Source organism: Pseudomonas sp. ef1 (assembly GCF_007293365.2).
GTDB classification, from domain to species: Bacteria; Pseudomonadota; Gammaproteobacteria; order Pseudomonadales; family Pseudomonadaceae; genus Aquipseudomonas; species Aquipseudomonas siliginis.
On the sequence record NZ_CM129815.1, the window covers coordinates 555,841 to 570,549 of the forward strand.

The 14,709-nt window shown below is 60.6% G+C and carries 16 protein-coding genes, 1 other RNA gene and 1 pseudogene; 7 read left to right on the forward strand and 11 right to left on the reverse strand.

Annotation, left to right across the window (positions count from 1 at the left end; all coding sequences use genetic code 11):
* Window positions 1–2: 2 nt before the first annotated feature.
* The 4 genes from FEE99_RS02665 to FEE99_RS02680 are packed head-to-tail and all read right to left on the reverse strand — an operon-like array spanning window position 3 to window position 3,587.
* Entirely contained in the window at window positions 3–488 is a 486-nt protein-coding gene (locus FEE99_RS02665; protein ID WP_041476891.1) for a DUF4442 domain-containing protein, read from the reverse strand.
* Window positions 481–1,668 carry a 2-octaprenyl-6-methoxyphenyl hydroxylase gene (gene ubiH, locus FEE99_RS02670; protein WP_041476893.1) on the reverse strand — a complete coding sequence of 396 codons (1,188 nt, stop codon included), beginning with the start codon at window positions 1,666–1,668 and terminating at the stop codon, window positions 481–483. The genes FEE99_RS02665 and ubiH overlap by 8 nt, the downstream gene beginning before the upstream one ends.
* Window positions 1,665–2,999 carry a Xaa-Pro aminopeptidase gene (pepP, locus tag FEE99_RS02675; RefSeq protein ID WP_041476895.1) on the reverse strand — a complete coding sequence of 445 codons (1,335 nt, stop codon included), beginning with the start codon at window positions 2,997–2,999 and terminating at the stop codon, window positions 1,665–1,667. Before pepP ends, ubiH begins: the two co-directional genes overlap by 4 nt.
* A gap of 27 nt (window positions 3,000–3,026) precedes the next feature.
* The gene (locus tag FEE99_RS02680; RefSeq protein ID WP_041476897.1) at window positions 3,027–3,587 is read right to left on the reverse strand and encodes a YecA/YgfB family protein; all 561 of its coding nucleotides are present in this window, start codon (window positions 3,585–3,587) and stop codon (window positions 3,027–3,029) included.
* Window positions 3,588–3,712: 125 nt separating this feature from the next.
* On the opposite strand from FEE99_RS02680, the gene FEE99_RS02685 reads away from it, so the two are divergent.
* The 4 genes from FEE99_RS02685 (at window position 3,713) to FEE99_RS02700 (ending at window position 5,131) form a co-directional block, all read left to right on the forward strand.
* Entirely contained in the window at window positions 3,713–3,922 is a 210-nt protein-coding gene (locus FEE99_RS02685) for a TIGR02449 family protein (protein WP_007911197.1), read from the forward strand.
* Complete coding sequence (locus FEE99_RS02690; protein WP_016772632.1) at window positions 3,919–4,236, forward strand: cell division protein ZapA; 318 nt, start codon at window positions 3,919–3,921, stop codon at window positions 4,234–4,236. Before FEE99_RS02685 ends, FEE99_RS02690 begins: the two co-directional genes overlap by 4 nt.
* A gap of 30 nt (window positions 4,237–4,266) precedes the next feature.
* Window positions 4,267–4,445: non-coding RNA, 6S RNA (gene ssrS / locus FEE99_RS02695), on the forward strand.
* An 80-nt stretch (window positions 4,446–4,525) separates the two neighbouring features.
* The gene (locus tag FEE99_RS02700) at window positions 4,526–5,131 is read left to right on the forward strand and encodes a 5-formyltetrahydrofolate cyclo-ligase (protein WP_041476898.1); all 606 of its coding nucleotides are present in this window, start codon (window positions 4,526–4,528) and stop codon (window positions 5,129–5,131) included.
* Between the two features lie 35 nt (window positions 5,132–5,166).
* Here FEE99_RS02700 and FEE99_RS02705 read toward each other — a convergent pair whose 3' ends face one another.
* Window positions 5,167–5,322, reverse strand: a complete 156-nt coding sequence (locus FEE99_RS02705; RefSeq protein ID WP_024014743.1) for a hypothetical protein — start codon at window positions 5,320–5,322, stop codon at window positions 5,167–5,169.
* Window positions 5,323–5,519: 197 nt separating this feature from the next.
* Here FEE99_RS02705 and FEE99_RS02710 point away from each other — a divergent pair, with 197 nt between their 5' ends.
* Window positions 5,520–5,972: an EVE domain-containing protein gene (locus tag FEE99_RS02710; RefSeq protein ID WP_041476899.1), complete on the forward strand. Its 453-nt coding sequence runs from the start codon at window positions 5,520–5,522 to the stop codon at window positions 5,970–5,972.
* A gap of 141 nt (window positions 5,973–6,113) precedes the next feature.
* Here FEE99_RS02710 and FEE99_RS02715 read toward each other — a convergent pair whose 3' ends face one another.
* Window positions 6,114–6,521: a flagellar basal body-associated protein FliL gene (locus FEE99_RS02715; protein WP_041476900.1), complete on the reverse strand. Its 408-nt coding sequence runs from the start codon at window positions 6,519–6,521 to the stop codon at window positions 6,114–6,116.
* Window positions 6,522–6,671: 150 nt separating this feature from the next.
* On the opposite strand from FEE99_RS02715, the gene FEE99_RS02720 reads away from it, so the two are divergent.
* Window positions 6,672–7,649, forward strand: coding sequence for an NADPH:quinone oxidoreductase family protein (locus tag FEE99_RS02720; RefSeq protein WP_041476901.1), 978 nt, complete (start codon window positions 6,672–6,674; stop codon window positions 7,647–7,649).
* Window positions 7,650–7,906: 257 nt separating this feature from the next.
* Window positions 7,907–9,256: pseudogene (gene glpT, locus FEE99_RS02725) on the forward strand (glycerol-3-phosphate transporter).
* Here the strand turns inward: glpT and FEE99_RS02730 are convergent.
* The 5 genes from FEE99_RS02730 to trxA all read right to left on the reverse strand — a co-directional run bounded on the left by FEE99_RS02730 (window position 9,232) and on the right by trxA (window position 14,594).
* Window positions 9,232–9,900, reverse strand: coding sequence for a gamma-glutamylcyclotransferase (locus FEE99_RS02730; RefSeq protein ID WP_024014748.1), 669 nt, complete (start codon window positions 9,898–9,900; stop codon window positions 9,232–9,234). The pseudogene glpT and the gene FEE99_RS02730 overlap by 25 nt on opposite strands.
* A gap of 184 nt (window positions 9,901–10,084) precedes the next feature.
* A complete protein-coding gene (locus FEE99_RS02735) occupies window positions 10,085–11,053 on the reverse strand; it encodes a CDP-6-deoxy-delta-3,4-glucoseen reductase (protein ID WP_041476904.1) in 969 nt (322 codons plus the stop codon).
* Window positions 11,053–12,519, reverse strand: coding sequence for a 4-hydroxy-3-polyprenylbenzoate decarboxylase (ubiD, locus tag FEE99_RS02740; protein WP_039757427.1), 1,467 nt, complete (start codon window positions 12,517–12,519; stop codon window positions 11,053–11,055). The genes FEE99_RS02735 and ubiD overlap by 1 nt, the downstream gene beginning before the upstream one ends.
* Before the next feature lie 238 nt (window positions 12,520–12,757).
* On the reverse strand, window positions 12,758–14,017 hold the full coding sequence (rho, locus tag FEE99_RS02745; protein ID WP_003229334.1) for a transcription termination factor Rho: 1,260 nt from the start codon (window positions 14,015–14,017) through the stop codon (window positions 12,758–12,760).
* A 247-nt stretch (window positions 14,018–14,264) separates the two neighbouring features.
* Window positions 14,265–14,594: a thioredoxin TrxA gene (gene trxA / locus FEE99_RS02750; protein WP_003206727.1), complete on the reverse strand. Its 330-nt coding sequence runs from the start codon at window positions 14,592–14,594 to the stop codon at window positions 14,265–14,267.
* Window positions 14,595–14,709 lie beyond the last annotated feature (115 nt).

Here is a 14,709-nt window from a genome sequence, read left to right on the forward strand (position 1 = left end):
CTTTAGGCCTGTCTCGCTTGCGGCTTGAGCCGCACGTAAAGGGTTTTACCGACCCGCGCCACAAGGTTGCCGGCGCCGTCATGAATGTCGACCTGCAACTGCGGCAGGTATTTCTCGCCGTTGGCGGTCTGCCGGCGGATCTCGTCGAGCAGGGTCTGGTCGATGTTGAACCGGGCGAACACCGGGCCTTTGCCCGGCGCAATGAAATCGATGTCGGCGGCCTTGTCCCAGACGATGTACTTCGGGCCGAGGTTTTCCATGAGCATCAACATGAAGAACGGGTCGACCATCGAATACAGACTGCCGCCAAACTGGGTGCCGACATAGTTGCGGTTGTACCAGCCCAGCCCCATGGACACCTGAACGTCGCGAAAGTCATCGCTGATGTGGCGCACCCGCACACCCGCGCCGAGATATGGCGGGTAGCAGGTCATTACCCAACGCATCAATCGCGCCTTGCCGAATGTGTTGCTCAGCCACTCAAGCATCCGGACGGGTTCCCAGGCCCATCGCCTGCCGGGCGAACCAGCGTTTGGCTGGCGGCAGCAGGTCGAGGCCGAGCAGGCCGAGGTTGCGCCCCAGCGACACCAGCGGCTGGGTGCTGCCGAACAGGCGCGTGACCTGATCGGAGAAGCCCACCGTCAGGTCCTGATCGAGGCGCTGCCGCTCGCGATAGGCCTGCAACGTGGCGAAGTCGCCCAGCGGCTTGTCGCTGGCCAGCAGCGCGGCAGCCAAGGCGTCGGCGTCACGCAGCGACAAGTTGAAGCCCTGGCCGGCGATCGGGTGCAGGCTGTGTGCGGCGTTGCCGAGCACGGCCAGATGCGAACGCACCTGTTCTTCAGCCTCGATCAGTGCCAGCGGATACAAATGCCGTGCGCCGACCTGTTTCAAAGTGCCGAGCCGGTAACCGAACACGCCTTGCAGCTCGCTGAGAAAATCACGCTCGCTCAATTCAGTCAGACGCTGCGCGTCCATGCCCAGCCGCGTCCACACCAGTGCGCAGCGATTGTCCGGCAGCGGCAGCAGGGCCATCGGCCCCTCATCGGTAAAGCGCTCGAAGGCCATGCCGTTGTGCGCTTCGCTCGGGGTGATGTTGGCAATCAGCGCGCTCTGGTTGTACGGGCGCTTGCGCACGTTGATGCCCAACTGTTCGCGCAAGCCGGAGCGGCCGCCATCGGCGAGCACCGCGAGATCGCATTCCAGCGTGGTTTCATCGTTGAGGGTCAGGCGATAGCCATCGGCCAACGGCTCCATGCGCGTGACTTCCGCCGGGCAGCGCCACGTGATCACGTCTTTGTCGAGGTGCTGCCACAGGCACTGGCCGAGCCAGGCGTTTTCCACCACGTAACCGAGCGCAGGAACCCCCTCTTCCATCGCCGACAAACGCGCGGTGGAGAAACGGCCACGGTCGGAGACATGAATCTGTTTGATCGGCTCGGCGCGGCGGGAGATTTCCTGCCACACGCCCAGGCGCTGATAAATCTGCCGCGAGCCGAACGACAACGCCGAGGAGCGGGCGTCGTAGCTCGGCTGCCAGTTGTCGCCGGGGGCGAACGGTTCGATCAGGACGATTTTCCAGCCCTGCGCCTTGGCCCCGGCCTGCAACGCCAACGCCAGACTGGCGCCGACCAGACCGCCACCGATGATTGCCAGATTGACTCGACTCATGCTGCGTGTGTCCTTGCTTGTGCCATCAGCGCTTCGATCTCGGCGACGGTTTTTGGCACGCCGCTGGTGAGGATTTCACAGCCGGATCGGGTCACGACCACGTCATCCTCGATGCGCACGCCAATGCCGCGCCATTTCTTCGCCACGTTCTGATTGTCCGCCGCGATGTAGATACCCGGCTCCACGGTCAGCGCCATGCCGACTTCCAGCACGCGCCATTCGCCGCCGACCTTGTACTCGCCGACGTCATGCACATCCATGCCCAGCCAGTGGCCGGCGCGGTGCATATAAAAAGCCTTGTAGGCTTCGCTGGCGATCAACTCGTCAACCTCGCCCTGCAACAAGCCAAGCTTGACCAGACCTGCGGTGATCACCCGCACCGTGGCTTCGTGCGCCTGGTTCCAGTGCTTGTTGGGGGCGATCTCGGCGAACGCCGCTTCCTGCGAAGCCAGCACCAACTCGTAGATCGCCTTCTGCTCCGGCGAGAACCTGCCATTGACCGGCCAGGTGCGGGTGATGTCGCTGGCGTAGCAGTCGATCTCGCAACCAGCGTCTATCAACACCAGATCGCCGTCCTTGAGCAGCGCGTCATTCTGCTGGTAATGCAGGATGCAGCTGTTGCGCCCGGCGGCGACAATCGAACCGTAGGCCGGCATCTTCGCCCCGCCCTTGCGGAATTCGTAATCCAGCTCGGCTTCGAGGCTGTATTCATACAGCCCCGGACGACTGGCCTGCATCGCGCGGATATGCGCCTGCGCCGAAATCCGCGCGGCTTCGCGCATCACCTTCACTTCTGCCGCCGATTTATACAGGCGCATGTCGTGCAGCAGATGATCCAGGGCAACGAATTCATTCGGCGGCTGCGCGCCGAGGTGCGCCTTGGAGCGGATCACGTTGATCCAGTCCATCAAATGCCGATCGAATTCAGGGTTGCTGCCCATCGCCGAATACACCCGGTCGCGGCCTTCGATCAGGCCCGGGAGGATGTCGTCGATGTCGGTAATCGGAAAGGCGTCGTCGGCGCCGTACTCGCGGATCGCGCCTTCCTGCCCGGCGCGCAGGCCATCCCACAATTCGCGTTCGGCGTTGCGTTCACGGCAGAACAGGATGTACTCGCCGTGCTCGCGGCCGGGCATCAGGACGATGACGGCCTGGGGCTCGGGAAAACCGCTGAGGTACTGGAAGTCGCTGTCCTGACGGTAGACGTGCTCGACGTCGCGGTTGCGGATGGCCACCGCGGCGGCGGGCAGGATCGCGATGCTGTTGGGTTCCATCTGCGCCATCAGGGCCTTGCGGCGACGGCTGTATTCCGCTTTGGGGATATGGGTCATGGGCAGATGGCTTTCCCTGGCTCGCGATTAATGCAGCGAAGGTTTGGCGGCGGGCGGCACATCGGACTTCTTGGTTTCCGAGAACAGCAGCAACGGCGCGACGCGCAGGTATTCCATGACTTCCATGTAGTCGGATTCGCCGTCTTCGGATTCTTCCAGCGCGTCCTGCACCTGGGAAATGGCTGCCAGATCCTGCAGCACTTCGGTGGCTTCGGTGCTGAGCATGCTGCTGTCGCGGCAGTTCAGGCCGAAACCGCTGAGGAAGCCCTGGCACCATTCGCCCAGTGCAGCAGCGCGGTCGGCCAGCGGCGCATCGTCGGTCGGCAGCAGCAGCACGACAGTGACGTCGTCGCCAGTCAGCTCGCCTTTGACCATCTCCTGCAGGCCGATCAGGGCATTGCGGACGTTGTCCTGGATGTCGCCTTCGAGCAGTTCGGCGGCGTCGATCAGCCAGCCTTCGTGATCGAAGCCGGCCCCGGCGCAACTGCGCCCGAGCAGCACGCCGTGCAGTTCGGCAGGCGAGACGTTGTGGCCGCTGGCAGTCAGCAGGGTGGCAAAGGCTTGGTACGGGGAATTCGCAATGGTCATGGGCAGCTAGGCGCCAGACGGCGCTATGTCTAGAATGAAGGCCTTGTATCCTACATCGACAGCCCCGCCAAGACCATTAAAGGCTGTCCGCCAGTCACCACCCATCAGACGAACACGTGGACCCAATGGAAGACACCGACCTGCAAGCGCTGATGGCCAGACTCGAACTGCTGATTGGCCGAGTCGAGCAACTTAAGAGTCAAAACGCACTCTTACTAGCTCAGGAAAAAACCTGGCGCGAGGAACGCGCTCACCTCATTGAAAAAAACGAAATCGCCCGGCGTAAGGTCGAATCGATGATTTCGCGCCTCAAGGCCCTGGAGCAAGACTCATGAGTTCAAGCAATAGCGTTACCGTGCAGATCCTCGACAAAGAGTATTCGATCATCTGCCCGCCGGAAGAACGCAGCAATCTGGTCAGTGCCGCCCGCTACCTGGACGGCAAGATGCGCGAGATCCGCAGCAGCGGCAAAGTCATCGGTGCCGACCGCATTGCCGTGATGGCCGCGCTGAACATCACCCACGACCTGTTGCACAAAGAAGAGCGCCCGGACATCCAGGCCAGCGGTTCGACCCGCGAACAGGTACGCGACTTGCTCGATCGTGTCGATCTGGTCCTGGCCGACGATCAGAACACCGCCAAGGGCTGATTCGCCTGGCAGCTTGAGGTATACTCGCGGCACTCCCTGGGGTGCTTGCCAGTTGACGATGTCCCGGAGCCGATTCGCACTACCCTGGAAGTTGCACGTTGGGCTGGTGTGCATGTCCGCTAGACGGAAAGCCTTAAAGTCTACTGCTTCTTCCACCTTGAACTTTCGGGTTCAAGGGCTGAGTTGACAGCGGTTCATCCGGGGAGCCTGATTCGAATCCGATGTCGGTGTATGCCGACATCGGATTTTTTATGCGTACGTTTTTGCATCCACCTGCCGAAGCCGAACCATGACCGAACCCGCGCTGCTGCCCCGCCCGCAACTCCGCCGCCTGCTGCGCAAGGCCCGTCGCGCACTGACGCCAGGCGAACAACGCCAGGCTGCCAAAGGCCTGTTCCGGCAATTGGCGCAAGACCCGCACTTTCGCCGGGCAAGACATATCTCTCTGTATTTACCCACCGACGGTGAAATCGATCCGCGCCTGCTGCTGCGCGAAGCCCAGCGTCGCGGCAAGGCAACTTATCTGCCGGTACTCAGCGCGTGGCCACGAACGAAAATGGTCTTCCAGCGCATCCGCCCCGGCGAAAAGCTCACCCCCAATCGTTTCCGCATCCTCGAGCCCCGGGCCAATCTGGCTCGGCAACGCAAGGTCTGGGCGCTGGATCTGGTGCTGTTGCCGCTGGTGGGGTTTGACGATGTCGGCGGGCGCCTGGGCATGGGCGGCGGATTTTATGATCGCAGCCTCGCCTATCTGGCCCGCCGCAAGAACTGGCTCAAGCCGACGCTGCTGGGCCTGGCCCATGAGTGTCAGAAGGTCGAGCGTTTGGCGCAGGCGAGCTGGGATGTCCCGTTACAAGGCACGGTCACCGACAAGGCGTGGTATTTCGCAGAGTAGACGCCGCATGGAACAGCGGCGTCGAAGAGACAGGTTCAGCGTTTGAAAGCGGTCGACTGTTGCACCTGTTGCGCCACTTCAATCGGCGCGTCGGTCTTGTTCGCCCACAGGCTCTGCGCGTAACCGGTGGTTACCACGCCCAGGCCAAACAAAATTACCAAAGTCCATAGCAAATCCGGTTTGCGTTTCATCGATTGCCCCCCTCAAGGCACATCATCACGATGACAGCAGCGGTTTCCGTTCGTAGGCCGTGCAGCAGCGTCAAGCTTTAAAGGCCGGCATTTTGCGGCAACGTGAACCTGTGCGCAAACGCTGACGTCAACCGACTGTCGGTTTGTCATAAAATTGCCCGACAACCTGCCCAATGACCGCTTCAGGAGCACACGACATGGCCTACTGGCTGATGAAATCAGAGCCCGACGAACTCTCGATCAAGGGTCTGGAAAAGCTCGGCAAGGCGCGCTGGGACGGGGTTCGCAACTATCAGGCGCGCAATTTCCTGCGGGCGATGGCGGTTGGTGACGAGTTCTTTTTCTACCATTCCAGCTGCCCGGAGCCGGGGATTGCCGGGATTGGCAAAATTATCGAAGCAGCGTATCCCGATCCGACGGCGCTGGAGCCAGACAGTCACTACTTCGATCCGAAAGCTACGCCGGAGAAAAATGCCTGGAGCGCGATCGATGTCGAGCATGTCGAGACGTTTGCGCGGGTGTTGAAGCTCGATTATCTGAAGCAGCAGACGGCGCTGGCAGAAATGCCACTGGTGCAGAAGGGCTCGCGGTTGTCGGTGATGCCGGTGACGACGGAGCAGTGGGCGGCAGTTATCGCGCTCAAACCCTGATTCATTTTTGCCTGATAAATAGCTTTCGCGAGCAGGCTCGCTCCCACAGTGGATTGGTGGTGATGCACATTTTTGCATTCACCGAATAACCCTGTGGGAGCGAGCCTGCTCGCGAAGGGGCCTGCCCGGACAGCGAATGACTTACTGAATGATCAGGTTGTTGAACAACAGATCCTCAACAACAGGCTTGCCGGTCTCGTCATTCATGACCTGCTGGGTCTGCTTCAACGCTTCCTGACGCAGCTTTTCCTTGCCCTCGATGCTGCCCATCGCCTCGGTCGACTGCTGAGTGAACAGCGCCACCAGCTGATTGCGGATCAGCGGCTCGTTGGCCTTGACCAGTTTGGTCGCCTCCTCACCAGTCACACGCAATGCCACATCGGCCTTGTAGACCTTGAGCTTCGGCGTGCCGTCGAGGCCGTAGTTGCCGACGAACGGCGGGCTCAGGGTGATGTAATTGACCTTCGGCGCCTCGCCTTCTTTGGCTTCTTCGGCCAGTGCTGCCACAGGCAGAGACAGGGCCAGCAACAACATGATCCACGCTTTCACAATTCGCTCCTTATCCGGTTTGCGGCCTAGCATAACGACCCGCCGCGCAAGCACAAGCTTATGGCTGACTATCAGGGCCGGGCATGCTCGTTGACCCGTTGGTTCACACACCTACACTTATCGGCCATCACTCCCAAAGGAATAGCCCTGATGAAAGCCGTGCTGTGCAAAGCCTTCGGCCCTGCCGAATCGCTGGTGCTGGAAGACGTCGCCAGTCCTGTCGCGAAGAAGAATGAAATCCTGCTGGACGTGCACGCCGCCGGGGTCAACTTCCCGGACACGCTGATCATCGAGGGCAAGTACCAGTTCAAACCGCCCTTCCCGTTTTCGCCAGGCGGTGAAGCGGCGGGCGTGGTGCGCGAAGTCGGGGAAAAGGTCAGCCATCTGAAAGTCGGCGACCGGGTCATGGCGCTGACCGGTTGGGGCAGTTTTGCCGAGCAGGTGGCGGTGCCGGGCTACAACGTCCTGCCGATTCCGCCGTCGATGGACTTCAACATTGCCGCTGCATTCAGCATGACCTACGGCACCTCGATGCACGCGCTCAAGCAACGCGCCAACCTGCAACCGGGCGAAACCCTGCTGGTGCTCGGCGCGTCGGGCGGCGTCGGCCTCGCCGCCGTGGAGATTGGCAAAGCCATGGGTGCCCGCGTGATCGCCGCCGCCAGCAGCGCCGAGAAACTCGCGGTGGCCAAGGCTGCCGGCGCCGATGAGCTGATCAATTACAGCGAAGCCAGCCTCAAGGAGGAGATCAAGCGCCTCACCGACGGCCAGGGCGCCGACGTGATCTACGACCCGGTCGGCGGCGACCTGTTCGACCAGGCCATCCGCGCCATCGCCTGGAACGGCCGCCTGCTGGTTGTCGGCTTCGCCAGCGGACGCATCCCGGAACTGCCGGTCAACCTCGCCCTGCTCAAAGGCGCGGCGGTGCTAGGCGTGTTCTGGGGCTCCTTTGCCCAGCGCCAACCCCAGGACAACGCAGCCAACTTCCAGCAGCTGTTCAGCTGGTTTGCCGAGGGCAAACTCAAACCGCTGGTGTCGCAGGTGTATCCGCTGAGCAATGCCGCGCAGGCAATCGATGATCTCGGCCAGCGCAAGGCTGTGGGCAAGGTTGTCGTTCAGGTTCGTTAACAACATGGAGCGATCCGGAGCAACCATCCGGATCGCTTTACCGTTGAGGTCTGCCTCTCCCATGCGTCAAACCGCAGAAACCCACCCGAGCCACCATTCCCTCAGCGCCGCGTACTTGTCTCAGAGCGACATGTTCATAAAGGAACGCTCATCTGCCCTAATTTCCGCTGTTTTGCCGACGTGAAGCGATGCTATTTTCGGTAACGAAACTGTAACATTCGCATCCGCAGTCAAAACAAGAAAACTGGAGCTCTTGAATGTTTGCTTTCTTTCGTCCTGCCGCACATCAGGCTCCATTGCCTGAAGAGAAAATAGACAGCACCTACCGCCGCCTGCGCTGACAGATCTTCGCCGGTATCTTTATCGGCTACGCCGGTTACTACCTGCTGCGCAAGAACTTCTCCCTGGCCATGCCGTACCTGATCGATGAAGGCTACAGCCGTGGCGACCTTGGTCTGGCAATGTCCGCGATCGCTATTGCTTACGGCCTGTCGAAGTTCCTCATGGGCCTGGTGTCCGACCGTTCCAACCCGCGCTTCTTCCTGCCGTTCGGTCTGCTGGTCTCGGCCGGGGTGATGTTCATTTTCGGTTTCGCGCCGTGGGCAACGTCCAGCGTGACGATGATGTTCATCCTCCTGTTCATCAACGGCTGGGCGCAGGGCATGGGCTGGCCGCCGAGCGGGCGGACCATGGTGCACTGGTGGTCGCAGAAGGAACGCGGCGGCGTGGTCTCGGTGTGGAACGTGGCGCATAACGTCGGCGGCGGTCTGATCGGCCCGCTGTTCCTGATCGGCATGGGCCTGTTCAACGACTGGCACGCGGCGTTTTACGTCCCGGCAGCAGTCGCACTGGGCGTAGCGGTATTCGCCTTCATCACCATGCGTGACACCCCGCAATCGGTCGGCCTGCCGCCGATCGAGCAGTACAAGAACGACTACCCGGAAGGCGACGACGCCAGCCACGAAGACGAATTCAGCGCCAAGGAAATCTTCGTCAAATACGTGCTGCGCAACAAAATGCTCTGGTACATCGCTCTGGCCAACGTCTTCGTCTACTTGCTGCGCTACGGCGTGCTGGACTGGGCGCCGACGTACCTGAAGGAAGCCAAGGGCTTCACCGTGGATAAGACCTCGTGGGCCTATTTCTTCTACGAGTGGGCAGGCATTCCGGGCACGCTACTGTGCGGCTGGATGTCGGACAAGATCTTCCGTGGCAACCGTGGCCTGACCGGCATGGTGTTCATGGCCCTGGTGACTGTCGCGACCCTGGTTTACTGGCTGAATCCGGCCGGCAATCCGATGGTCGACATGATCGCCCTGCTGTCGATCGGCTTCCTGATCTACGGCCCGGTGATGCTGATCGGCCTGCAAGCGCTGGAACTGGCGCCGAAGAAAGCCGCCGGTACTGCAGCGGGCTTCACCGGTCTGTTCGGTTATCTAGGTGGGTCGGTCGCGGCCAGTGCGGCGATGGGCTACACCGTTGACCACTTCGGCTGGGATGGCGGTTTCGTGCTGCTGGTCGGCGCTTGCCTGCTGGCGATGGCCTTCCTTGCGCCAACGCTGTGGCACAAGCAAGTCGCCAGTCAGAGCCGTGAAGCGGTCGCCTGATCGCTGTGTGATTTACAGCGCTTGAGCCGCGCCTCCAGATTGCGGTCTGGCATGGCGTGGCTGCGCAGGGCGTGCGCGGTCTGCTCGACATAATCGCGAGTGGTGCCGTAACGCCCGCTGGCGCTGGCGAACACCTGGCTGAGCACATGATCCGGCAAGTTGCCGGCGTAGCTCGGCAGGTGGCGCTCCAGAACGAATCCCAAAGCCTGCACCTGAGTGCCATCTTCGAGCCGGCAATTGAGCCAGTGCGGGCGATACGAGGGAAACGGCATCTCGCGTTTCCACAGCGCGTACAGCGCGGTATCGAGATTGTCTTCCGGCAAGCGGTAGGCAAAACCGCTGCATGAACCGCCGCGATCCAGACCGAACACCAGACCGGGCATTTCCGGGGTACCCCGATGCTCGTGGGACCACAGGTACAAGCCGCGATGATAGCCATGCACGCGACCGCGCATGCGCTCAACTGCCGTGCATTCCGGCCGCCAGATCAGCGAGCCATAGGCGAACAGCCACACCGGCCCGCCCTTGTGGCGTGCCATGGTCGATTGCATGGAAGCGAGAAGTTGTTCGTGCGTCAGCTGCGGCCCAAGATCGAGCCGCGGAGGGTAAGCCAGGTTCAGAATTGCGTTTTCAATGGCGCTCATGGCGAATAGCGTTCAGCTCCCCGCGGGTGAAGAATTACTTAATAGAACGCACCGTTGTAACAATAAGGCACATATGTTTTAAGGCAAATTAAGTGCCACTGATTAATTGCCTGATTCATATATAACCTAGCGATATTTACTGTTTAAGGTAAATACCGATCGGCTATATACCAAGTTATAAGTCTCAGGAGCGCGGCGCGTAGGCGAACACATCAGCGCGCATCTGATGCGCATCCATCCCCGCCTCGACCAGCGCGTCCAGCGTGCCGTAGACCATCGCCGGCGAACCGCTGGCATAGACGTGCAGCGGCTTCAGATCGGGGAAATCCTCGCAAACTGCCTCGTGCAACATCCCGCAGCGCCCTTCCCAGCCGCACTGGTCGCTGACTACCTTATGCAGGAACAGATTGGGCAGCTTCAGCCATTCGTCCCAGTGCTCGATCTGATAAAAATCTTCTGGACGGCGTACGCCCCAATACAGATGCACTGGATGCTTGAAGCCTTTGGCGCGGCAATGTTCGATCAGGCTGTGAATCTGGCCCATGCCGGTGCCGGCGGCGATCAACACCAGAGGACCGTCGGGCAGCTCCGCAAGATGTGTGTCACCGAACGGCAGCTCGACACGCACCAGCGGGTTGCGTTGCAGCTGCTCGATCAGGCTCAACGCACTGGTTTCGCGCGCCAGCACATGGATTTCCAGATCACGTCCGCCGTGGGGTGCCGAAGCCATGGAGAACGCCGATTTCTCGCCGTTCTCACGCTCGATCATCAAATATTGCCCGGCGTGATAGCGCGGCGGCTTGCCCGCCGGTGCCCGCAGACGCACGCGCCAGGTATCGCCGCCGACCTCGCGGCACTCGATGACCTGACACGACAGGCTGCGCACCGGCAGCTCACCCAGTGCGAGCACGCCATCCCACAACAGCACGCAGTCTTCCAGCGGTGCGGCGATGCAGGTGTAGAACTCGCCATGGTCGTGGACTTCGCCGGCCTGCTCGACGCGGCCCTCGACTAGCAGCGCTGCACACACGTGGCAATTGCCGTTGCGGCAGCTTTGCGGGCAGTCATAGCCCAGACGCCGCGCGCCGTCGAGAATCCGCTCACCGGGCTGTATCTCGAGCACTGCTCCGGAAGGCTGCAGGGTTACACGCATCAATCTATTCCTAACTGATTCCAGATGGCATCGATCCGTTGGGTGACGGCGTCGTCCTTGACGATTACGCGGCCCCACTCGCGGGTGGTTTCGCCCGGCCACTTGTGGGTGGCATCCAGGCCCATTTTCGAGCCCAGGCCGGAAATCGGCGAAGCGAAGTCGAGGTAGTCGATCGGTGTGTTGTCGATCATCACCGTGTCGCGCTTGGGGTCCATGCGCGTGGTGATGGCCCAGATCACGTCGTTCCAGTCGCGGGCGTTGATATCGTCGTCAGTGACGATAACGAACTTGGTGTACATGAACTGTCGCAAAAACGACCAGACACCGAGCATCACGCGCTTGGCATGCCCCGGATACGACTTCTTCATCGTCACCACGGCCATGCGGTACGAGCAGCCTTCCGGCGGCAGGTAGAAGTCGGTGATCTCCGGGAACTGCTTCTGCAGGATCGGCACGAACACTTCGTTCAGCGCCACGCCGAGAATCGCCGGCTCATCCGGCGGACGCCCGGTGTAAGTGCTGTGATAGATCGGTTTGATCCGGTGGGTGATGCGCTCGACGGTGAACACCGGGAAGCTGTCGACTTCGTTGTAGTAACCGGTGTGGTCGCCATACGGGCCTTCGTCGGCCATTTCGCCCGGATGAATCACGCCTTCAAGGATGATTTCGGCGGTGGCCGGTACTTGCAGATCGTTGCCACGGCACTTGACCAGTTCGGTACGGTTGCCGCGCAAGAGCCCTGCGAAAGCATATTCGGAGAGGCTGTCCGGCACCGGCGTTACGGCACCGAGAATCGTCGCCGGATCGGCGCCAAGGGCCACGGACACCGGGAACGGCTGGCCCGGGTGCTTCTCGCACCACTCGCGGAAGTCGAGAGCGCCGCCACGATGGCTGAGCCAGCGCATGATCACCTTGTTGCGGCCGATCACTTGCTGACGGTAGATACCAAGGTTCTGGCGTTCCTTGTTTGGACCTTTAGTGACCGTCAGGCCCCAAGTGATCAGCGGACCGACGTCGCCGGGCCAGCAGGTCTGCACCGGCAACATCGCCAGATCGACGTCGTCGCCTTCGATGACCACTTCCTGGCACACCGCATCTTTGACCACTTTCGGCGCCATCGAAATGATCTTGCGGAAGATCGGCAGTTTCGACCACGCGTCCTTCAAGCCCTTCGGCGGCTCCGGCTCCTTGAGGAAGGCCAGCAGCTTGCCGATTTCGCGCAGCTCGCTGACCGACTCGGCGCCCATGCCCATGGCCACGCGCTCGGGGGTACCGAACAGGTTACCGAGCACCGGAATGTCGTAACCGGTGGGCTTCTCGAACAACAATGCCGGGCCTTTGGCCCGCAGCGTGCGGTCGCACACCTCAGTCATCTCCAGCACCGGCGAGACGGGAATCTGGATGCGTTTCAACTCTCCGCGCTGCTCAAGCTGCTGCACGAAATCCCGAAGATCCTTGAATTTCATTGACGATGGCACCCTCAAAATAGGCGTACATCCTACCTGCTCTGAGGAGCAAACAGCAGCCCGTCATTGCTCGATTGTGGCCCCCGCGCTGCGGCGAAGGCGCAGGCCTCGAACTCGGGAGTGCGCTGCCGACGCCGCAATATCGGCCCATCAACAGATATCCGTGATGGGCGCGAGATTTTTCGGGGCAAAAAAAACGCCCCCTCTCGGGAGCGTCCTTTGTTGAAACGCCAGCGTATTACTTGCGCTTCATCGACAAGAAGAACTCGTCGTTGGTCTTGGTCGTTTTCAGCTTGTCGACCAGGAACTCGATGGCGGCGACTTCGTCCATCGGGTGCAGCAGCTTGCGCAGAATCCACATGCGCTGCAACTCGTCATCGGCGGTCAGCAACTCTTCGCGGCGGGTGCCGGAGCGGTTGATGTTGATGGCCGGGAACACACGCTTCTCGGCGATCTTGCGATCCAGAGGCAGTTCCATGTTGCCGGTACCCTTGAACTCTTCGTAGATCACTTCGTCCATCTTCGAGCCGGTTTCAACCAGCGCGGTGGCGATAATGGTCAGCGAGCCGCCTTCTTCGATGTTACGCGCGGCGCCGAAGAAACGCTTCGGCTTCTCAAGGGCGTGGGCATCGACACCACCGGTCAATACCTTGCCGGAGCTCGGGATCACGGTGTTGTAGGCACGGGCCAGACGGGTGATGGAGTCGAGCAGGATCACCACGTCTTTCTTGTGCTCGACCAGGCGCTTGGCCTTCTCGATCACCATTTCAGCAACCTGCACGTGACGGGTCGGCGGCTCGTCGAAGGTCGAGGCAACCACTTCGCCGCGCACGGTGCGCTGCATTTCGGTCACTTCTTCCGGACGCTCGTCGATCAACAGCACGATCAGGTGAACTTCAGGATTGTTACGGGCGATGTTCGCTGCGATGTTCTGCAGCATGATCGTTTTACCGGCTTTCGGCGGTGCGACGATCAGACCACGCTGGCCTTTGCCGATCGGTGCACACAGGTCGATCACGCGACCGGTGAGGTCTTCGGTGGAACCGTTGCCGGCTTCCATCTTCATGCGCACCGTCGGGAACAGCGGCGTCAGGTTCTCGAAGAGAATCTTGTTCTTCGCGTTCTCCGGACGATCGAAGTTGATCGTGTCGACCTTGAGCAGGGCGAAATACCGCTCGCCTTCCTTCGGAGGGCGGATCTTGCCAACGATGGTGTCACCGGTGCGCAAGTTGAAGCGGCGGATCTGGCTCGGCGAGACGTAGATGTCGTCAGGGCCGGCGAGGTAGGAAGCGTCTGCGGAGCGCAGGAAGCCGAAGCCGTCCTGGAGAATCTCCAGCACGCCATCACCGGAGATTTCCTCGCCGCTTTTCGCGTGCTTTTTGAGCAGGGAGAAAATCACGTCCTGCTTGCGCGAACGGGCCATATTTTCTATGCCCATCTGTTCGGCCAATTCGAGCAGTTCGGTAATCGGCTTTTGCTTGAGTTCAGTCAGATTCATATAGGAATGACGTAATCATTTATGGAGGGGGGAAATTAAGCTTTTGGCTTAATGAGGCCGCGCCGCGGAGAAGGCGACAGGATCGCGAACTAATTCGAAAAGGAGTGCGTCGGCGACGGCTAGCAGGGGGCATTGGAGAAACCAGTGCGGGGCCGAATGTACCACCTGAGTTTCGGAGCGTCTAGCCCTGAATACGCAAAAAGCCCCGCGATTTGCGGGGCTTTTTTTCAGCGTTTTACTGCGACGCTCAGATGTTGGCGTCGAGGAAAGCCGCCAGCTGCGACTTCGACAGTGCGCCGACCTTGGTCGCTTCAACGTTGCCGTTCTTGAACAGCATCAGCGTAGGGATACCACGCACGCCATGCTTGGCCGGGGTTTCCTGGTTTTCGTCGATGTTCAGTTTGGCGACAGTCAGCTTGCCTTTGTAAGTCTCGGCAATCTCGTCCAGAACCGGTGCGATCATTTTGCAAGGGCCGCACCATTCAGCCCAGTAGTCGACCAGGACAGCGCCTTCGGCCTTGAGTACGTCGGCTTCGAAGCTAGCGTCGCTAACGTGTTTGATCAGATCGCTGCTCATGGAATTCTCCAGGTTGTAAGCAAAAAAACGTGGCCCATCATAGCCGCCCTTCCCTTGTTCAGGAAGCCGCAGATGATTGAGTGTTGCTATGGCCCTTGATGAGTTTGGGTATAGC